This is a genomic window from Streptomyces sp. NPDC058758, assembly GCF_042746075.1.
In the GTDB taxonomy this organism is placed as follows: Bacteria; Actinomycetota; Actinomycetes; order Streptomycetales; family Streptomycetaceae; genus Streptomyces.
Genome location: NZ_JBHYPS010000021.1, coordinates 82924 through 101951, shown reverse-complemented (window position 1 = coordinate 101951; position 19028 = coordinate 82924). Strand labels below are relative to the sequence as shown.

The window sequence follows — 19028 nt, the reverse complement described above, 5'->3', positions numbered from 1 at the left end:
CCCCGCGCCCTACGGGGTGTCCGGGGCCGTGCGGACCGGGAAGCTGAAGGTGCGGCCCTGCTCCTTCAGCCAGGGCAGCACCTGCCGCAGCGCCGTGACGGTCTGCGAGCGGTCGCCGCCGCCGTCGTGGAGGAGGATCGTCGGCCCGTTGGACAGCTCGCCCTTGACGGTCGCCACGATGGCGGCGGCGCCCGGCCGCTCGAAGTCCTTGGTGTCCACGTTCCACCCCAGCGGCCGCATCCCCGCGGCGGCGGCTATCTTCCGGCTGTCGGGCGTGAACGCCCCGCCGGGGGCGCGGTAGTACTGCACCTCGACCCCGCCGGCGGCCTCCTCGATCATCTTCCGCGCGTCGAGGATCTGCCGCTTCTGGTACGCCACGGGCTTGCGGTCCATCGTCGTGTCGTGGGTCATGGTGTGGTCGCACAGCCGGTGTCCCTCGGCCACCACCCGCTTCACCAGGTCCGGGTGCTGCTTCGCCTGCGGCCCGATCATGCAGAAGACGGCCTTGACGTCGTTCTGCTTCAGGATGTCGAGCATCTGCGGGGTCCAGCGGGGGTCCGGCCCGTCGTCGATGGTGATGTTGACGGCCCGTCCGCCCGCCTCCGCGGCGTGCGCGATGCCCACCGGCACCCGCGTGGTCGGCTGCGCGGGCCGGCCCTTCCCGTCGGTCCGCAGGCCCGGCTCCTTCGGCGCGCCCGCCCCCCCGGCCCCGGCGGGCGAGTCCTCGTCGCCCCCGCCCACCAGCGCCGTCGCCCCCCACGCGGCCAGGCTGATGCCGACCGCCGACGCCAACACGGCCACGTGCGCGGTGTACTTGCCCATCCGGCGCATGCGCCCTCCGATCCTCGCGTTCCCGTTGCGACCCCGCGCCCTCCGGCGCGTTCCCGGGGGAGAGGACGACGCGGGACCCGAACAGGTTTCACCCGTTCGGCGGATGTGACAGAGCTACCGTTCGGCTTCGATTCCGCTGCTGTTCGGATGGTGCGCGGAACGGCCTTCCGGTGCAGACTGTGCACCACACCTGGTCGAGTTCCCGTCTGGAGGCCGGAAGAGTGAGCGGCGGCAGCGGCGGACGACGCCTGACCGGCAGGGTCTCGGCCGTGCGCGCCTCGGCGGTCCGGCGGTCGGCGGCGCTCCGCACCCGGCGTGACCGCGCCGGGGGGCACGGTCCGTTCGACCGGCCCGACGCCGAGGCCCGGCTCGCCTGGCTCAACGCCGCGAGCACCCGCATCGGCACCACCCTGGACCTGGAGAGCACCGCCCGGGAGCTGACCGAGTTCACCGTGCCCGACTTCGCCGACGGCGCCGCCGTCGACATCATGGAGAGCGTCCTGCACGGCGAGGAGGGCTCCCGCTGGACCGGCCGGGGCGTCCCGCCGATGCGCGCGGTCGCGCTCGCCGCCGTCGACACCATGGAGACGCTGGAGGCGACCCCGGTCGGCGAGACCTTCGTCCGCGACCAGAAGCGGCACGAGACGCTGCTCCACCAGTACTGTCTGCGGCAGGGCAAGCCGGTGCTGGTGGGCCGGATGCGCGAGGAGGACTTCGCCCTCGTCTCCCCCACCGCCAGCGGCGCGGCGAAGATGCGCGCCCTGGGCGTGCACAGCTACCTCGCGGTGCCGCTGATCGCCCGCGGCCTGCTGCTCGGCAGCGCCGACTTCGTCCGCGGCCCCGGCAGCCCGCCCTTCTCCCCCACCGACCTGGCCCTCGCCGAGCAGCTGGCGTCCCGCGCCGCCGTCTTCATCGACAACGCCCGGCTGTACGGCCGCGAGCGCGAGCGCGTCGTGTCGCTCCAGCGCAGCCTGCTGCCCCGCGCCACCCCGGTCACCCCCGGGCTGCGGGTGCACGCCGAGTACGCGCCCTCCTCGGCCCGCCACCCGGTGGGCGGCGACTGGTACGACGTGATGTCGCTGCCCGGCGGGCGTACGGCCCTGATGGCGGGCGACGTCATGGGCCAGGGGCTGCCCGCCGCCGCCACCATGGGCAGGCTGCGGGCCGTGGCCCGCACCCTGATGACCCTCGACATGGCGCCCGAGCGGGTCCTGGCCCGGCTCGACCTCGCCACCCGCGACCTGGAGGACGACCAGGTCGCCACCTTCCTCTGCGCGGTCTACGACCCGGCGGGCTCCCGCTGCACCCTGGCCGGGGCCGGTCTGCTGCCGCCGCTGCTGCTCGACGGGCGGGGCGGGGCCGAGTTCGTCCCGCTCCCGGCCGGGGCGCCGCTGGGCGCGGGGGTGATCCCGTACGACCCGGTGACGGTGACCGTCCCCGAGGGCGGCGGGCTCGTGCTGTACACCGACGGCCTGGTGAAGGAGCGCGGCGCCGACCTGGAGGAGCAGCTGGAGCGGCTGCGGTCGGCGGCGCTCGCCCTGCCGCCCGGCGCCCTGGAGGACGGCGGGCTGATCGCGGCGGCCCCGGCCGGGCCCGGCCGCTTCGACGAGGCGGTGCTGCTGACCGCGCGGGCCGTGCCGCTCGGCGCGGAGACCGGGCTGCGGGTGTGGCCGCTGTCGGCCGACGGGCGGGCCGCGTCCGAGGCGCGGCGGCTGGTCACCCGGCAGCTCGCCGACTGGGGTCTGGACGACCTCGCCGACGTGTGCGAGCTGGTCGTCTCCGAACTCGTCGGCAACGCCCTGCGGTACGGCAACGGGCCGGGCGAGCTGCGGCTGCTGCGCGGCGAGCGGCTGGTCGTCGAGGTCTCGGACACCGGTCCCGACCTGCCGCAGATCCAGCACGCGGACCTCAGCGACGAGGGCGGTCGCGGCCTCCAGCTCGTCAACATGCTGTGCCGCCGCTGGGGCTCCTGCCGCACCTCCGGCGGCAAGGTCGTCTGGGCGGAGCAGGACCTCCCCGTCTGAGCGCCTCCCCTCCCGGGTGCGGGCCCCGGGCCGTACGTCCCGGCCGCCGGGTGACCTCCGGCCCTGCCGACCGGCCCGCGCGGGCGGGCATGCTGGCCGTCGAAGGCCGTCGCGGTCCTCCGCCGCGCGGAAGTCCGACCGAGGAGAGCCCCATGCCCGCGGATCCGACCGCGACCGCGCCGCGGGCCCCCGCGCCCGGGGCCGCGTGCGATTCCCGCCCCGCCCCCGCCCGTCCGGCGCACCGCGCCGGGCCGCGCTACCGGCTCGGGCGGCTGCTGCCGTTCCTGGTGATCGTCCTCGCCGCCCTGGCGGACGTGCTGACCCCGCCGGAGGAACGGTTCGACCGCTTCCTGATCGCGGCCCCCGCGCTCGCCGCGGCGACCTGGACGGCCCGCGGCACGGCGGCGATCGGGGGGCTCGCGATGGCCGCGAGCGCCGCCCTCGCCGCCCTGCGCGGAGACTCCCTGCTCCCCGCGGCCCTCGCCAACCAGGTGGTGCTCGCCGTGGTCGCCCTCGCCGCGGCCGTCTCCAGCCGGGTCCGGCAGCACCGCGAGACCGAGCTGCGCCAGGTCAGCGCCGTCGCCGAGGCCGCCCAGTGGGCCGTCCTGCGCCCCCTGCCGTCCCGCCTCGGCACGGTCGACCTGCGGCTGCTGTACGAGGCGTCCGCCGCCGGCGCGCACGTCGGGGGCGACTTCTACAAGGCGCTCAAGGTCCGCGACGGGGTCCGGATCATGCTGGGCGACGTCCAGGGCAAGGGGCTGCCGGCCGTGGAGGCCGCGTCACTGCTCCTCGGCTCCTTCCGGGAGGCCGCGTACACCGCCCCCGACCTGCCGGCGATCGCCCAGCGGCTGGAGGCCAGCATGGCGCGGTACGCGGAGCGGGCGCCGGAGTCGGAGGCGGCCGACCGCTTCTCGACCGTGCTGCTCGCCGAGATCCCCGACGACCGGCCGGTGATCCGGCTGCTGAGCTGCGGCCACCCGGCCCCGGTGGTGCAGCGGGACGGGACCGTGGAGGCGGTCGAGTTCTCCGCCCCCTCGGTCCCGGTCCACCTGCCGGTGCCGGTGGACGCGCCGTTCACGGTGGAGGAGGTCCCCTTCGGCCCCGGCGACCGGCTGCTGATGTTCACCGACGGCGTCTCGGAGACCCGCGACGCCCACGGCGCGTTCTACCCGCTGGAGGAGCGGCTGGGCGCCTGGGCCGACGAGCCCGCCGACCGGATCCCCGGGCTGCTGAGGGAGGACCTCGACCGGTTCGGCGCCCACGGCCTGGAGGACGACACCACGGCCCTCCTCCTGGTCCGGGGCGGGGCCGGCGGCCCGGCCCCGGCGGTCCCGTCGCGGCCGCGCGCCGTCGCGGCCTGACCGGCGCCCGCCCCGCTCACCCCCCGGCGGCCGTCCAGCCGCGCAGCACGCCGCCGTCGGCGAGCCGCCCGTCGAGGACGACGGTGCCCTCCCCGGGGGCCCGGGCGGCGAGCACCCGGCCGCGCGCGCCGGCCCGCACGGCGCCGCCGGCGGTGATCCCGACGACGTGGCGGCTGCCCGCCGCGAGCAGATAGCGGACGCCGGACGGCGAGGTCCACGGGCCTCCGGCGAGGACGTCCTGGCCGAAGCGTCCGCACGCGGCGGTGTCGGGCACCGAGAGCAGGGGGCGTACGGCTCCGGGGGCGCGGGCCGGGGTCTCCAGGACGACGTCGGCCCGGCCGGTGCCCTCCCAGGTCTCGGCGCGGGCGCACACCCACAGCGCCCGCCCGGCCCGCTCGGGCAGCCGCTGCTCGGCGAACTCCCAGCGGTTGACGGAGCGGACCCCGGCGTCGTGGAGCGGGCCGAGGAGGCAGCCGGACCTGGCCCACGCCGCGAGCCCGAGGGGCCCGGTGGCCTCGCGGGGCTGCCGGGAGGGCACGCCGGGGGCCGGGAGCGGGGTCCAGCCGAGGTGCGCGGGTCCGAGTCCCCCGAGGTCGGCGACGAGGAAGGCGTGGTCCTCGACGATGCGGGCGGAGGAGCGCAGCTGGAGCACGGTGGTCCCGCCGCAGCCGTCCGGCCCGGCGGGCCGGGGGGCCGGCACGGGCGGGGTGACCCCGTCCGGCGCCACGGCCAGTTCCCGGGCCGCGGCGGCCGGGCGGGCCAGGTCCCGTACGCCCGCCTCGGCGATCCACGGGGCGAGGAGGTAGCGGGTGCCGGCGCCGGTGCGGGCCAGCACGACCGAGGCGGCGGTGGTGACGTCGGCGCCGTCCGCGCGGGCCAGGACGAGGACGGGCGCCCCGGCCGGCGGTTCGGTGTAGCGGGCGAGCCGGACGCCGTCGTGGAGGAGCACCACGGCCGCGCCGTCGGTATCGCCCGCGTAGAGCAGGGCGGGGGGACCGGCCGGCGGTGCGGCGGAGGTGCGGGGGGTGGTCTCCTTGCGGACGCCGTCGCCGGTCCACGCGGTGAGCGCGCGGCCGAGGAGGGCCGTGTCGCCGGTGCGGTCGCCGCGGGCGGGCCAGGCGGTGAAGTCCACCCGGGAGGTGTCGGCCCAGCGCTCGGGGTCGGCCCTGAGCAGGGTGGCCGGGTCGGCGGCCGGGTCCGGGGCGGAGGCCGTCGGGGCCGGGGCGGGCGCGTCCGGGCGCAGCGCTCCGGCGGCGGGGAGACCGGCGAGGAGCAGGACCGCCGCGAGGGCCGCGACCCGGCCGCGGCGCCGGCGCCGCAGCAGGTCGGTGGGGCGGAGGTGGACGGTGCAGGGGTCGAACTCGGGACCGCGCAGCAGGGCGGCCGGGTCGCCGGGGACGGTCGCGCGCAGCCGCGCGGCGGCGTCGAGGGCCCGGTCGGGGGCGGTCACCCCGGCCCCGGCCAGCAGGGCGGCGGTCTCCTCGGGGCCGAGCCCTTCGAGGACGGTGAGCGCGAGGGCGGCGCGGACCTCGGGGGCGACGGCGGCGAGGGCCCGGTCGAGGACGAGTTCGTCGCCGCCGCCGGCCCGGGGGAAGAGCCGCAGTCCGGTGACGCGGGGCAGGGCGAGGGCGGCGGGCCGGAGTTCCCGCGTGGTGAGGGCGCCGGCGACGACCCGGGCCCGGAGCCAGGCGTGGGCCTCCTCGCGGGGGCCGCGGGGCCGGGGCAGGGCGCCGGTCCCGGCGGGCCGGCCGCGGGGCAGGGTGCGCTGGACCACGGCGTGCGCGGCGAGGACGCGGCGCTGGCGGCCGAGCGAGGGCGGCAGGACGAGGTGGGCGAGGCGGACCAGGGCGGGATAGTGCTCGACGAGCGCGGCCTCCGCGGCGTCCCGGGAGGGACGCGGGACGGATATGGCGGCCGACGGGCCCTTGCGGGTGATACGGAGCTGCTGCACGCACCGAGAACGAGCGGAGCGGGCGGGGCGTCACTCCCCGGGCACCGGGGCGTCCGTCCGGACCGGGCTCCCTCGTCCCTCCGGACCGGGCCTCCGCGCCGGGACGATCTTCGCCGTGCTAAGAAGACCGGATGACGCTCACACGGGGCCTGCGGGTCCGTCTCGCGGTCGATCTGAGGGTGGCCGGCGCGGTCACGGTGGCCGCCGACCCGGCCGGGGAGCCGGCGGCGGTGGCCGGCGCGCTGCTGCTCGGGGAGGGGACGGAGGGGGTCGTCGAGCGGGTCGACGCGCCGGAGGAGCCCCGGCCGGACCCGGAGGCCGCGGAGTACGAGCGGCTGTCCTCGCTCCTGGAGTCGTTCGGGGCGCAGATGCCGGCGGCGAGCCGGGAGCGGCTGGCGGAGCAGGTGCGCGCGCTCGAACCGGCCTGGGAGGCGTACCGGGACCGGCGGCCGGTGGTCACGGCCCGGGTCCGGCTCGACGGCGGTCTCGTCCTGGAGCGGGTGCGCGGCGACGTGCTGACCCCCGTGTGAGGGGCGGGGGCCGGGCACCATACCAGGACGGACCGTCCGCTTCGGCGAAGTTCGAACACTCTCCACAGCCGGACGACTGCGTACGGTAGTCATGGGGCCAGGGAGGAAACACCTTGGTCTTCAGTCTGATCCGTCGCCGCGCGGTCGCTCCCGCCGGCGCCGCATGCCCCTACTCGGCCGCCGCCGCGGCCCCCGTCCCCGCCCCGGCACCGGCCGCCGCGCGCGAGCCGGACCGCGTGGACCGGCGGCAGGCCGAGGAGTTCGTCCGGCAGTTCCACGACGAGACCCCGGGCACCGGGGACGCGGACGCCCGGGTCCGCCGGGTGCGGGCCGAGATCGCCCGTACAGGCACCTACGAGCACACCCCCGAGGAGCTGGCCTTCGGCGCCCGGGTCGCCTGGCGCAACGCGGCCCGCTGCATCGGGCGGCTCTACTGGAGCAGCCTGGTCGTGCGGGACCTGCGCGGAGTGTCGTCCGCCGACGGGATCGCCGCCGCCTGCGCCGAGCACCTGCGGGCGGCGGGCAACGGGGGCCGGATCCGCCCGGTCCTCACCGTCTTCGCCCCGGACCGGCCGGGCCGCCCGGCGCCCCGGATCGTGAACGACCAGCTGGTCCGGTACGCGGGCCACCGCACCCCTTCGGGCCGCTGGGTCGGCGATCCGCGCGCGGCGGCGGCCACGGCCCTCGCCCGCGAGCTGGGCTGGAAGCGGGAGGAGGAGCCCTTCCAGGTGCTGCCGCTGATGGTGCGGGAGCGGCCCGGCGCGCGCCCGGAGTGGTACGAGCTGCCGGACGGCGCCGTGCACGAGGTGACGCTGCGCCATCCCGAGCACGCCTGGTTCGCCGGGCTCGGACTGCGCTGGTACGCGGTCCCGGCGATCAGCGACATGGTCCTGGAGATCGGCGGGGTGCGGTACCCGGCGGCGCCGTTCAACGGCTGGTACATGGGCACGGAGATAGGCGCCAGGAACCTCGCGGACGCGGACCGCTACGACCTGCTGCCGCTGGTCGCGGAGAAGCTGGGCCTGGACCGCTCGTCGGAGCGGACGCTGTGGCGGGACCGGGCGCTGGTGGAGCTGAACGTGGCGGTCCTGCACTCCTTCCAGGAGGCCGGGGTCACGATGGCGGACCACCACACCGAGTCGGAGCGGTTCCTGAAGCACATCGCGCGGGAGCGGCGGCACGGCCGACCGGTGCCGGCCGACTGGAGCTGGATCGTCCCGCCGTTGTCGGGCGCGGCCACGCCGGTCTTCCACCGCTACTACGACCCGGTCGACCCGGCCCTGCGCCCGGCGTTCGTCCCCCGGCAGGGCTAGGACGCCCGGCCCGGGGCCGCACCGCCGGGGTCAGTACCGTCCGCCGCCGCCCGCGCGGTTCCCGCGCCCGCCCCTGCGGGGGCGGCGGGCCGGGCGGGAGCCCGCGGGGTCGGCGGCGCCGCCCGCGGCCTCCGGGGAGGAGAAGAGCACCGGCACGCCCGGCCCGGAGGCGGCGGGAGCGGCCGGGGGCCCGGTCCGGGGCTCCGGCACCCGCTCCGCCCCCCGGGTTTCGGCCGGACTCGCGGCGCGCGCCACGATCCGGGCGTGGGTGATCAGCGGGGCGCACGCCTCGCAGATCTCGGCGAGCGTCCACACCTCGCCGACCGCCGGGTTGTGGATGAGGACGAGGAGGGTGCGGCCCGAGCACAGGGCCCGGGCCTGGTGGTGACGGCAGCCGGCCCCGCCGCAGGCGCACGCGGCGTGGGGGCGCGGGGTCGCCAGCCGGGCGTGCGCCCGGACGTGCTCGGCGGCGAAGGCGCGCAGCGCGCGCACGTCCTTGGAGCGGTCGGGCATGCGGCAGCCCGCGGTGGTGCAGCTGACCCGCGCCGAGTGGTCGTGGTGGCCGGTGAGGCGAATGGTCCAGGTCCTGCCTGGCACACGGGATCCGAGTGGCATGCTCAACGCGCACAAGTCCGTTCGGGAGAGGAGGCGTTCGGTCTCTGTTTACCCCGAAGTCGGGGCCCCGACGCGTCCGGCCGGGCGTGTCAGCGGGTGGCGTCGTCCTTCTGGTCGCCCCGGGGGGCGGGGACGGCGTCCTCCTTCCGCGTCGGCGCCCTCACCTCCGGGGCCCGGCCTCCGGCGCCGGGGCGGCGGGTCCCTGCGGGCGGACGGCGTCCGGTTCCGCCGCGGCCCGCCGCTCGGCCCAGGCGTCGAGGGCGGCGCGGGAGGCGTGGTCGAGGTGGGTGACGCCGGAGAGGTCGAGCTCGACCCGGCGGTCCCCGGGCAGCGCCTCCAGCGCGTCCAGCATCTGGGGCAGCCTCAGGAAGGTGACCGTGCCGAGCAGTCGGACCCGGACGGCGCCCCCTGCGTCGGTGTGCTCCACCCGGAGCTGCGAGCCCTCCCACGCGGCCTTCGCCACCGACAGGACGAGCCCGACGAGGACCCCCTCGAACATGCCGGCCGCGAGGATCGCCGCCGCCGTGACGACCAGGACCAGCGCCTCGCCGCGATGGCCCCGCCACAGCGTCAGCACGCCCCGGAAGGGGATCAGCTTCCAGCCCGCGTGGACCAGGACGCCGGCGAGGGCGGCGAGCGGGACGAGCGCGAGCACCTCCGGGAACAGCACGGCGAAGAGCAGCAGCCAGCCGCCGTGCAGCACCCGGGACGCCCGGGTCCTGGCGCCCGCCTCGACGTTGGCGGAGCTGCGCACGATGACCGCGGTGAGCGGGAGGGCGCCGAGCAGGCCGCAGACGGCGTTCCCCGCCCCCTGGGCGAGGAGTTCGCGGTCGTAGTCGGTGCGCGGGCCCGGGTGGAGCCGGTCGACGGCCGCCGCGCTGAACAGCGACTCGGCGGAGGCGATCAGGGTGAAGGCGAGCACCGTGCCCAGCACGGCCGGCGACGCGAGGGCGGCGAGCCCGTCCGCGCCCGGCGGGCGGACGGCCTCCAGCACGCCGTCGACCTCGACGGTGGCCACCGGCAGCCCGGTCAGGGCGGTGACGAGGGAGGCCAGGAGGACGGCGACGAGCGCGCCCGGCACGGCCCGCGCGCGCCGGGGCGCACGCCGCCAGGCCACCAGCACCAGAACCGTTCCTGCGGCGAGGGCGAGGGAGGCGAGCGCCTCGGTGCTGCGGACGGCCTGGGCCGCGGCGGCGGGCAGTCCGGTGAGCTTCCCGAGCCCCGAGGCGGGGGCGGGGAGCCCGGCTGCGGCGTACGCCTGGCCGGCGACGAGCAGCAGTCCGATCCCGGCGAGCATGCCCTCGACGACGGAGAGCGAGATGGCCCGGAACCAGCGGCCCCAGCGGAGCAGGCCCATGCAGGCCTGGAGCGCTCCGGTGAGGAGCACGATCACGCCGAGGGTGGCGAGGCCGAAGGCGTGGACGGTCTCCAGGACGAGGACGGTGAGTCCGGCGGCGGGCCCGGAGACCTGGAGGCTGCTGCCGCGCATCATGCCGGTGACGAGACCGCCGACGATGCCGGTGACCAGACCGAGTTCGGCCGGCACCCCGGAGGCGACGGCGACGCCGACGCACAGCGGCAGCGCGACCAGGAAGACCACGAGCGAGGCGGCGAAGTCCTGGCGGAAGTGGGGGAAGGAGCGGGTGGGGGCGAAGGGGACGGAAGGCACGGGCGGTTCCTCACTGGCGCGCGGTGGGGCGCGCGTCGGTCCGACGGGGCGTCACGGGGGCGTCGCCCCGGTCAGCACCGGAAGACCCGGAGGGCCGTCAGGTCGGGCGCGGTGGACGGCCCGGCCCCCGCGCCGGGACTCCCCCGGCAGCCGTCCGGCCCGCCCGCGGCGCGCCGGGCGGCCGGCGCCGGGACGCCCGGCGGACCGGGCGGCCCGGGAGGGGCGGTGCGGCGGTCGCGGTGCGGCACGGGGCCCCGCGCCGCCTCCGTCTCGCCCTCGCCGCGCGGGGCGGGTTCGTAGCCGTACGCGGGGCAGGACTCGGCGGGCGGCTGCGGTGCGGCGGCGCCCGGCGCGGCGGGCGGCCCGAGGGCGCCGCAGACCACGAGGAGCAGGACGACGAGGGTGCGCGCCAGGGCGCGCGGCCGGAAGGGCGACGACGCGGCCACCGTCCTCCTCTCCCTCGGGTTCCCGGCACGCCGGCGCGTGCCGCGTTCGCCCGTGCCACGTTCGCGCTCGGGTCAAGGAAGGGTAAACCGCGCAGGTGGGCGGTGTGGGCCGACAAGCGTGTGTGCGAACGGTTTTCGACGGGAACCGGTCACGGTTCGGCTCAAAGGGAGGCCAGCAGGCCGTCGAGCGGGGCCGGTACGCGGGCCGGGTCCAGGCCCTCGACGAGGACGCGGCCGTAACGGATCTTCCGTCCCGCGGTCGTGCCGAGGAAGCGGCGCATCCGCAGCAGCGGGCTCCGGTCGCGCTGGGCGGGCTGGTTCAGGAAGGTGCGCAGGGCGCGGCCCTCTCCCTCGGCCTCGACGAGTTCCCCGACCCGGTCCACGCCGAGGGCGCGGATCAGCTCGTCCTCCAGGTCGGCGACGCAGACGAAGAAGGCGTCCGGATCGGCTCCGGCGGCCGCCAGGCCGCGGGCGTAGTGGGCGCGTTCGGCCTCGTCGCAGAGGCCGGTGAGGCGCAGGCCGAGGCCGGACGGGCCGAGGAGCCGGGCGTGCCGGGCGGCGTTGGTGGCGCCGTTCATGGAGAGCGCGCAGACGCCCTCGGCGGCGAGGTCCCGGCCCCGGCGGCCGGCCAGCGCCTCGACGGCGGCGACGTCGCTGCGCCCTTCGAGGAGCACCACGGTGCGCACGGGCAGGCGGGCGGCGAGGTCGCGCGCGGTGTCGCCGGGTCCGCCGGCCGCCCAGGCGGCGACGGCGGTCCGGAAGGCGTCCATGTCGGTCATGGGAGGAGTCTGCGGGCCGGCCGGCCCGGAGGGTACCGGTTTTCCGCCGCGCGCGGCGGGGTCAGTAGCGCAGGGCGCTGGTTACCGAGGGGGTGACCGTGCCGGAGAGCTTGTGGGTGCTGCGGGCGGTGCCGTCGCCCGGCTTGCCGGCGGGCACGTCCGAGATCGTGAGGACGACGGCGTCGAGCAGCTTGCCGTCGCCGTCCTCGAACCGCACCTGGATCGCGAAGGACCGCGTCTTGTCGTCCGTGTTCCGCACGGTGACCGGGACGGTGGTGCGTCCGTCGGAGTCGGTGGCGGGGTCGCCGAGCTCCACCTCGTCCTTGGCGTCGACGCCGTCCTTGACCTCCGCCACCTGCCGCTCGGCCTTGTCGGCGGCCTCGGAGGCGGCGTCCGTGACGCCCTCGGCGGCGGAGGCGACCGCGGAGGCGGCCTCGCTGACCGCTCCCGACACGGGGTTGTCGCCGTCGTCGGAGCAGCCCGCCGCGCCCATCAGGACGGCTCCCGCCAGCAGGCCGCCGGCGGCGCCCCGTACCCAGCGTCCGGTCATGTCGTGGTCTCCCTCGGCTCGCCCGTGCTCGTCGGCCCCAGTCAACGGCAGCGCCCGGCGCTCCGCATCCCGGGATCCGCCCTCAGCGGCGGCCGAGGGCGAGGACGGCGATGTCGTCGTCGAGGTGGTGGGTCCAGTCGCGGACGTCGTCGTCGAGGTGGCGGACCAGGTCGTCGGGGGTGTGACGGCCGGCGGCCGCGAGCCGCTCGGCCAGCGGGTAGAACTCGCCGCTGGAGTTCCGCGCCTCGCTGAGGCCGTCGGTGTGGGTGAGCAGGGTGGCGCCGGGACCGAGGGCGACCCGGTGGGCCCGTACGGCTCCGGCCGCGTCCAGCAGGCCGAGGCCGAGCGGGAGGACGGCGGGGACGTCCAGCTCGCGGGTGCGTCCGGGGCCGACCTCCAGCGGGGCGAGGTGGCCGCAGTTCACGACGTGGAGCTCCTGGGAGGGGCCCGCGTGCTGGAGGAGGAGGGCGGTGGCGAAGAGTTCCTCGTCGCCGCGGGCCAGGGCGGCCCGCCGGACCTGGCGGTCCAGGGAGGCGGCGACCTCGCCGAGGTCCTCGGTCTCGTGGGCCCGGCTGCGGAAGCAGCCCAGGAGGTCGGTGACGGTCTGGACGGCCTGGAGCCCCTTGCCGCGCACGTCGCCGATGAGGACGCGGGTGCCGTAGGGGGTGTCGAGGGCTTCGAGGAAGTCGCCGCCGATCGCGGTGCCGGCGGTGGCGGGGCGGTACAGGCCGGCGAGGCGCAGGCCGCCCAGTCGCGGCGGGATGGGGTGGAGCACCGCGCACTGGAGGGCGGTGGCGGTCTCGCGGGTCCGGGTCAGCCGCTCGGTCTGCTCGCGGCGCGACCAGGCGACGGCTCCGGCGGCGGCGCCCACGACGAGGGCGACGACCACCCTCATGGGCTGGCTGGTGCCGGCGTCCACCATCACGTACTGGAGGACCGAGGCGGCGGCCACGACGACGGAGACGACGGGCCGGCCGAGGGCGAGCGCGGCGACCGCGACCACGACCGTGCCGACCCACAGCAGCTCGCGGGCCTCGGCCGGCAGCGGCAGGGGGCTCCGGGCGGAGGTGTAGGGCAGCGCCTGGGCGGCGGCGGTGCCGACGAGGATCGCGCAGGGCAGCAGGGCCGCGTGCACGCCCAGGTGCGGGCGGGGGACGGCGGCGAGGAAGCGGGCCATCTGCGGGGCGGCGGCCAGCATGGTGCCGAAGCCGACGAGGGTGACGACGGCGAAGCCGCCGGCCAGGGCGTGCGAGGCGTGGTCGACCAGGGCGTGCAGCAGGGCGAGCCCGAGGGCGGCGAGCGGCAGCCCGAGGGAGGCCCCGGCCAGCGGGGAGACGTTCCGGTGGCGGATCAGGAGGCAGGCGGCCGCGCCGCCGACGCCGAAGGCGGACAGCACGAGCGCGGTGGTCCCGCCGGAGAGGCCGACGGCGGAGACGAGCGCGGGCACGGCCATCGTGAGGACGACCTGGGTGAAGCCGAGGGCGAGGCCCGCGACGAGCGCCCCGGTCCACACCGCTCCGGGCACCCGTTCGGAGCGGCGGCGCTCGGGGGCGCGCCGCAGCGTCCGGGCCCGGGCCGCCGCGCAGGCGAGCACGGCAACGGTGAGCAGGGCGCCGACCCGGGGGTCCTGCCAGCCCCAGAGCGGGGCGAGCTGGAGGGCGGCCGCGAGGCCGACGGCGCACAGGACCTGGGAGAGCGTGCGGGCGGCGTCCGGCAGCGCCTCGCGGGCGGGCGGCCCGGCCTCGGGGAGGAGCCGGCGGACGAGCACCAGGGCGCCGCCGGCCGCGGCGGCCATGAGGGCGGCGGTGATCCGCCAGCCGGTGAGGGCGGCGGCGTGCGGGGCGAGGTTGACGGCGAGCACGAAGCCGGCGGACATCGCGGCGAGCCAGCCGCCCATGATGCGGCGGATCCGGCCGGGCATGGAGACGGTGGTCAGGAAGGCGAGGCAGGAGACGAAGACGGCGGCGAGGGCGGCGGCGACCACGATCCGGCCGAGCACGTAGGTGGCGGGGCCACAGGAGGCGGCGAGGACGACGGAGCCGAGGCAGAGCACCGCGAGCGAGGCCGAGAGGACGGTCCGGCGGCCCTTGAGGTCGCCGGCCCGGCCGGCTGCCGCGAGGACGCCGATGGCGAGGCAGGCGCCGGCGATCTGGGCGACGGCGCCGTCCTCGGCGGTGACGCCGAGATCGGTGTGGACGAGGGGCGCCACGGCCGCGTTCATGGCGGGGGCGACGACGTACAGGGCGGCGACCAGGGCCAGGACCAGCCCGATCACCCGGGGGGATGCGGCAGGGCCGCTCCCCGGCGCCGGTGCGGCACCCGCCCCGTACGGCGTGGTGGTGCCGGTCATCGACAGGACCTCCTCGTGTTCCCCCGTGGACTTCCCCACCCACGAGGCTCCCAGCGAAGAGATGTGCCGATATAGGGACAAAAGACCTTAAAGTCACATCAATGCCCGCCGGCGCTGTCGTCCGTGTCGGTGTCCGCGTCCGACTCCCACGCCGCCCGGAGCGCGGGCAGCAGGGTGGTGCGGGCCCATTCCAGGAAGGGGCCCTGGTGGTCGCCGCCGATCTGGACGAGCGCGAGGTCGGTGAAGCCGGCCCGGCGGTAGGCGTCGGCGGCCTCGACCACCGCGTCGGGGTCGTCGCCGCAGGGGATCGCCCCGGCCACGTCCTCGGGGCCGAGGTGCTCGGTGGCCTGGGCGAAGCCCTCCGGGAGCGGCAGCTCGGGGTTGACCCGCCAGCCGCCGAGGGACCAGCGGAACTGCGCGTGGGCGCGGGCCACGGCGGCGTCCCGGTCGGTGTCGTAGCAGAGCGGGAGCTGTCCGACCCTCGGCTTTCCGGCGCCGCCGTGCCGGTCGAAGTCCTCGGTGAGCTCCCGGCGCGGTTCGACGGCCACGAGGAGGTCCGCGCGGCGGCCGGCGAGCGCGCAGGAGCGCGGGCCCGAGGCGGCGATGCCGATCGGGGGCGGCCGGTCGGGCAGGTCCCAGAGGCGGGCGGCGGTCACGTCGAAGTACCGCCCGTGGTGGGTGACGTACCCGCCGGCGAAGAGGGCGTCGATGATGTCGACGGCCTCCTCCAGGCGTTCCAGCCGGTCCCGGGCGGTGGGCCAGCCGGCTCCGGTGATGTGCTCGTTGAGGTTCTCGCCGGAGCCGAGGCCCAGCCGGAAGCGGCCCTCGGAGAGCAGCTGCACCGTCGCCGCCTTCTGCGCGATCACGGCCGGGTGGTAGCGGAAGGTCGGGCAGGTCACGTAGGTCATCAGCGGGATGCGGCTGGTGGCCTGGGCGGCCGCCCCCAGCACGCTCCAGGCGTACGGGGAGTGCCCCTGCTCGTCGAGCCAGGGGAAGTAGTGGTCGGACACCACGGAGAAGTCGAAGCCGACCCGTTCCGCCTCGACCACGTGGTCGACCAGCTCACGGGGGCCCGCCTGCTCGGTCATCATCGTGTAGCCGAAATGTGTCATGCGCGGCGCCTTGCCGGGGTCGCCCGCCCGTAAACGGAAGCCGGGCGACCGGACGGCGGCCGGGGCCGCCCGGCCGCCCGGCGGGACGGGCTACTCGCGGAGCGGGGCCGCCGCGACCGTGACCGGGCCGACGACGGTGAGGGGTATGCGGACGTTCTCGCAGAAGCGGCGGACGCGGGAGAGCACGCTCAGGGAGGCGGGCGAGGGGTCGGCGGTGGTGAGCTGGACCCGGACGAGCCGGGGCCGGTGGGCCAGGGCCAGGGCCTCGGCCTCCAGGTCGGCCGCGGATCGGCTGGCGAGGGCGAGGTCGCCGGGGAGCGACAGGTGCAGGACGCCCTCTTCGAAGGCGTGGCCGATGAGCATGACCGCCTCCTTCCGTCGTACGCCGTCCCACCGCACCGAGGCGGTGGGACGGACGGTTTCCGTCAAGGCGTTGTGCCGGGCACGCTGGCACCAGGCTGGCAGACGCGGACCGTGTCCGCACCCGCACGGCCCGCAGCCCCCGGACCGGTCGGCCGGGCGAATCCGCTGGTGGGAGGGGGCGCGCGGGTCAGCGGGACACGGTGGCCCCCGGCCCGGTCCGATCGCCGCCCGCCCCGGCGGCGTCGGCCTCGGCGTCCTCGAGGAAGCCGCCCGACTGGTGGCGCCACAGCTTGGCGTAGGTGCCGTCCGCGGCGAGCAGCTCGTGGTGGCCGCCCTGCTCGACGATCCGGCCGCGGTCGAGGACGACGAGCCGGTCCATGCCGGCGACGGTGGAGAGCCGGTGGGCGACGACGAGCGCGGTGCGGCCCTCCATCAGCCGCCACAGCGCGTCCTGGACGAGGAGCTCGCTCTCGGAGTCGAGGGCGCTGGTCGCCTCGTCGAGCAGCAGGACCGGCGCGTCGCGCAGGATCGCCCGGGCGAGGGCGACCCGCTGCCGCTGTCCGCCGGAGAGCTTCACCCCGCGCTCGCCGACCAGGGTGTCGAAGCCCTCGGGCAGCGCGTCGGCGAACTCCGTGACGTGGGCGGCCTCGGCGGCCCGGCGGACCTCGGCCTCGGTGGCCCCGGGCCGGGCGAAGGCGATGTTCTCCCGGAGGGTGCGGTGGAACATCGCCGGGTCCTGCGGTACGGAGGCGATGAGGCCGCGCAGGTCCGACTGGCGCATGCGGCTGATGTCCTGACCGCCGATCAGGATCCGCCCGCCGTCGACGTCGGTCATCCGCAGCAGCAGCCGGGTCAGGGTCGTCTTGCCGCCGCCGGAGCGGCCGACGAAGCCGACCTTGGTGCCGTCGGGCACGTCCAGGTCGAGCCCTTCGAAGAGCGGTTTCGCCCCCCGGTGGGCGAAGTGCACGCCTTCGAAGCGGACCGCGCCGGACCGGCCCGCGAGGGGTTCGGGGGCGGGCGGGTCGACGACGGTCGGCGGCTCCAGGAGCAGCTCGGTGAACTGGGCGGCCTCCGTCATGGAGCTCTCCAGCCGCCGGTAGATCTGGTTGAACTCGAACATGATCCGGGTGGCGTTGGCGTAGTACGTGAACGCCACGATGATCGCCTCCACGCCCCGGTCCCCCGCGCCGAGCATCAGCGCGAGCACGAGCCCGAGCACGTTGGTGACGACGGAGAGGGGGGCGACGAGGGTGTCGATGCGCAGGTTGCCGTAGTCCCAGGAGCGCAGGGTGATCCGCCGGGACTCGGCGACCCGGGAGCGGTGCTCGGCGGCCTCCCGCCGCTCGGCGGCGAAGGAGCGGACGCTGTCCATGTTGGTGAGCACGTCGGCGACGTGCCCGGACACCCGGGCGATGGCCTGCTCGCGGTCGGCGACGATGCGCTGCCGGCGCCGCACCAGCGGGAAGACGCAGACGCCGGTGAGCGTGATCATGACCAGCAGTCCGACGACGAGCATCGGGTCGTACTGCCAGAGGACCACCGAGGCGAACAGCAGCGGGACGAGGCTGCCCATCACCTGGAAGGTCAGGGTGTCGACGAAGTCCTCGAACCGGGAGGCGAAGCTGATGACCCGCTTGGTGAGGGAGCCGGCGAAGTTGTCGTGGAAGAACGCCGCGTCCTTGGCGAGGAGTTCGTCCATGCCGACGACGTAGAGGTGCTCGATGCCCCGGGCGTCGAGCCGGTTGAGGCAGTGGAAGCCGGCCCGCCACAGCGCCTCGCCGAGCAGCAGGACGCCGGCGAACCCGAGGGCGTAGGGCAGGACCGCGGAGAGGGTGGCGGGGCCGCCGTCGGCGACCCGACCGACGAGTTTGGCGACCACGAGGGGGGCGAGGTACTGGATCCCGATGTTGCCGAGCGCCGGCAGCAGCAGCGCGGGCACGGCCACCCGCCGGAGCCGGAGCAGCTCTCCCCCGTAATGGCGGAGCGCGAGGCGGACGGAGCCCTTGCCCGGTCCGCCGCCGCGTTGTCCTGACGTTCCCATCACGACCTTCCGTCGTCGTGCCGATACGTTCGGTGACGGAGTGTGGCGGAGGGCGGGCGGGCCGGTCCACGGGTTTTCCGGCGGGGCGGAGGGGCCGGGGCCGTGCGGTCAGCGGCGCAGCGCGGCGGCGAAGGCGGCGAGTTCGCGCACGACCCGCTCCGGGTCCTCCCAGTACACGACGTGGCCGGCGCCCTCGTGGACGAGGAGGCGGGAGTCGGGGATCGCGTCGAGGATCAGCTGCTGGTCCGAACGGGTGAGGAGGGGGTCGCGGTCGCCCCAGACGACGAGGGTGGGGACGAGGATCCCGGTGAGCGTGGCCGCGAGGTCGGTCTCCAAGAGGCCGCGCAGGGTCTCCCGCCAGACGCGGGCCGGGGCCTTCAGGCTCTCGTCGACGACGGTCTCCAGGAAGCCGGGCGCCACCCTGCCGACGACCAGCCCGCGGGTGAACTCGGCGGCGAACGCCCGGTCCACGGGATCCTCCAGGGCCTGGACGGCCTCCCGGATCCCGGTGACGCCGGGCTTGTCGGCGAGCAGGGCCGGGACGCCGAGGAGCACGAGCCCGGCGACCCGGTCGGGCCGCCTGCCGGCGACGATCCGGGCCTGGACGCCGCCGCTCGACCCCCCGACCAGGACCGCCCGCTCGATGCCGAGGTGGTCGAGGAAGGCGACCAGGTCGTCGGCGAAGTCCTCCGGGAGGTAGCCCTCCTCGGGTTTGCCGGCGTCGCCGTGGCCGCGCTGGGTGGGCGCGTAGGCGTGCAGGACGGACGGCATGGCCCGCAGCACCGGCTCCCAGGTCCACCAGGAGTCGGCGTAGCCGTGGACGAGAACGAGCGGCGGCCCGCTCCCGGGCCGTCCGGTCTCCGCGTACGGCAGCGTGGGGCGCCCGTCGCCGAGGACGGCGCGGTGCACGGCGACGCCGGCCATCGGCACCTCCTCGTCGCTCGCCCTTTTCCCGAACCGCGGACTTTCCCAGCGTAGGGAGGCGATTCCGGGGGCTCAACAGGAAAGCGCCCGCGGGGGCGGACGGCCGTTCCGGTGATTTCCGCGCGACCCGGCCCTGCGTGTTCGCATGGCCGCGGGCACCCCGGTGCGC

General features: G+C 76.9%; 16 protein-coding genes. 4 read left to right on the top strand and 12 right to left on the bottom strand.

Annotated elements, in window-relative coordinates:
• Positions 1 to 9: 9 nt before the first annotated feature.
• Complete coding sequence (locus ACFW6A_RS23585) at positions 10 to 831, bottom strand: polysaccharide deacetylase family protein (protein ID WP_386642542.1); 822 nt, start codon at positions 829 to 831, stop codon at positions 10 to 12.
• Positions 832 to 1052: 221 nt separating this feature from the next.
• On the opposite strand from ACFW6A_RS23585, the gene ACFW6A_RS23580 reads away from it, so the two are divergent.
• Together ACFW6A_RS23580 and ACFW6A_RS23575 are read left to right on the top strand one after the other, a co-directional pair.
• On the top strand, positions 1053 to 2855 hold the full coding sequence (locus ACFW6A_RS23580) for a SpoIIE family protein phosphatase (RefSeq protein ID WP_351852592.1): 1803 nt from the start codon (positions 1053 to 1055) through the stop codon (positions 2853 to 2855).
• 152 nt (positions 2856 to 3007) lie between these two features.
• Complete coding sequence (locus tag ACFW6A_RS23575) at positions 3008 to 4216, top strand: PP2C family protein-serine/threonine phosphatase (protein ID WP_351852535.1); 1209 nt, start codon at positions 3008 to 3010, stop codon at positions 4214 to 4216.
• Positions 4217 to 4232: 16 nt separating this feature from the next.
• Here the strand turns inward: ACFW6A_RS23575 and ACFW6A_RS23570 are convergent, their stop codons facing one another.
• Positions 4233 to 6167, bottom strand: a complete 1935-nt coding sequence (locus ACFW6A_RS23570; protein WP_386642538.1) for a hypothetical protein — start codon at positions 6165 to 6167, stop codon at positions 4233 to 4235.
• Between the two features lie 131 nt (positions 6168 to 6298).
• Between ACFW6A_RS23570 and ACFW6A_RS23565 the strand changes: the two genes are divergently transcribed.
• Both ACFW6A_RS23565 and ACFW6A_RS23560 read left to right on the top strand, forming a co-directional pair.
• Positions 6299 to 6697, top strand: coding sequence for a hypothetical protein (locus ACFW6A_RS23565; protein WP_386642535.1), 399 nt, complete (start codon positions 6299 to 6301; stop codon positions 6695 to 6697).
• 113 nt (positions 6698 to 6810) lie between these two features.
• Positions 6811 to 8010, top strand: a complete 1200-nt coding sequence (locus ACFW6A_RS23560; protein ID WP_386642532.1) for a nitric oxide synthase oxygenase — start codon at positions 6811 to 6813, stop codon at positions 8008 to 8010.
• A 30-nt stretch (positions 8011 to 8040) separates the two neighbouring features.
• Here the strand turns inward: ACFW6A_RS23560 and ACFW6A_RS23555 are convergent, their stop codons facing one another.
• The 10 genes from ACFW6A_RS23555 to ACFW6A_RS23510 form a co-directional block, all read right to left on the bottom strand.
• On the bottom strand, positions 8041 to 8607 hold the full coding sequence (locus tag ACFW6A_RS23555; RefSeq protein ID WP_386479991.1) for a hypothetical protein: 567 nt from the start codon (positions 8605 to 8607) through the stop codon (positions 8041 to 8043).
• A 178-nt stretch (positions 8608 to 8785) separates the two neighbouring features.
• Positions 8786 to 10294 (bottom strand): SulP family inorganic anion transporter, encoded by a 1509-nt coding sequence (locus ACFW6A_RS23550; RefSeq protein ID WP_386642529.1) that lies wholly within the window; start codon positions 10292 to 10294, stop codon positions 8786 to 8788.
• A 71-nt stretch (positions 10295 to 10365) separates the two neighbouring features.
• Complete coding sequence (locus ACFW6A_RS23545) at positions 10366 to 10740, bottom strand: hypothetical protein (RefSeq protein ID WP_386642526.1); 375 nt, start codon at positions 10738 to 10740, stop codon at positions 10366 to 10368.
• A 161-nt stretch (positions 10741 to 10901) separates the two neighbouring features.
• Positions 10902 to 11519 carry a TOPRIM nucleotidyl transferase/hydrolase domain-containing protein gene (locus ACFW6A_RS23540; RefSeq protein WP_351856881.1) on the bottom strand — a complete coding sequence of 206 codons (618 nt, stop codon included), beginning with the start codon at positions 11517 to 11519 and terminating at the stop codon, positions 10902 to 10904.
• A 61-nt stretch (positions 11520 to 11580) separates the two neighbouring features.
• A complete protein-coding gene (locus tag ACFW6A_RS23535; protein ID WP_386642523.1) occupies positions 11581 to 12069 on the bottom strand; it encodes a hypothetical protein in 489 nt (162 codons plus the stop codon).
• Positions 12070 to 12151: 82 nt separating this feature from the next.
• A complete protein-coding gene (locus ACFW6A_RS23530; protein ID WP_386642520.1) occupies positions 12152 to 14458 on the bottom strand; it encodes an MFS transporter in 2307 nt (768 codons plus the stop codon).
• 59 nt (positions 14459 to 14517) lie between these two features.
• The gene (locus ACFW6A_RS23525; RefSeq protein ID WP_351856875.1) at positions 14518 to 15531 is read right to left on the bottom strand and encodes a TIGR03557 family F420-dependent LLM class oxidoreductase; all 1014 of its coding nucleotides are present in this window, start codon (positions 15529 to 15531) and stop codon (positions 14518 to 14520) included.
• Between the two features lie 90 nt (positions 15532 to 15621).
• Entirely contained in the window at positions 15622 to 15894 is a 273-nt protein-coding gene (locus ACFW6A_RS23520; RefSeq protein WP_351856873.1) for a hypothetical protein, read from the bottom strand.
• 187 nt (positions 15895 to 16081) lie between these two features.
• Positions 16082 to 17935 (bottom strand): ABC transporter ATP-binding protein, encoded by a 1854-nt coding sequence (locus ACFW6A_RS23515; RefSeq protein ID WP_386642517.1) that lies wholly within the window; start codon positions 17933 to 17935, stop codon positions 16082 to 16084.
• A gap of 108 nt (positions 17936 to 18043) precedes the next feature.
• On the bottom strand, positions 18044 to 18859 hold the full coding sequence (locus ACFW6A_RS23510) for an alpha/beta hydrolase (protein WP_351856869.1): 816 nt from the start codon (positions 18857 to 18859) through the stop codon (positions 18044 to 18046).
• Positions 18860 to 19028: the final 169 nt, after the last annotated feature.

Excerpts from the sequence above, each read along its gene's own strand:
- ACFW6A_RS23525 (WP_351856875.1), bottom strand. The coding sequence starts at position 15,531 with ATGACACATTTCGGCTACACGATGATGACCGAGCAGGCGGGCCCCCGT.
- ACFW6A_RS23585 (WP_386642542.1), bottom strand. The coding sequence starts at position 831 with ATGCGCCGGATGGGCAAGTACACCGCGCACGTGGCCGTGTTGGCGTCG.
- ACFW6A_RS23535 (WP_386642523.1), bottom strand. The coding sequence starts at position 12,069 with ATGACCGGACGCTGGGTACGGGGCGCCGCCGGCGGCCTGCTGGCGGGA.
- ACFW6A_RS23510 (WP_351856869.1), bottom strand. The coding sequence starts at position 18,859 with ATGGCCGGCGTCGCCGTGCACCGCGCCGTCCTCGGCGACGGGCGCCCC.
- ACFW6A_RS23515 (WP_386642517.1), bottom strand. The coding sequence starts at position 17,935 with ATGGGAACGTCAGGACAACGCGGCGGCGGACCGGGCAAGGGCTCCGTC.
- ACFW6A_RS23565 (WP_386642535.1), top strand. The coding sequence starts at position 6,299 with ATGACGCTCACACGGGGCCTGCGGGTCCGTCTCGCGGTCGATCTGAGG.
- ACFW6A_RS23540 (WP_351856881.1), bottom strand. The coding sequence starts at position 11,519 with ATGACCGACATGGACGCCTTCCGGACCGCCGTCGCCGCCTGGGCGGCC.
- ACFW6A_RS23520 (WP_351856873.1), bottom strand. The coding sequence starts at position 15,894 with ATGCTCATCGGCCACGCCTTCGAAGAGGGCGTCCTGCACCTGTCGCTC.
- ACFW6A_RS23575 (WP_351852535.1), top strand. The coding sequence starts at position 3,008 with ATGCCCGCGGATCCGACCGCGACCGCGCCGCGGGCCCCCGCGCCCGGG.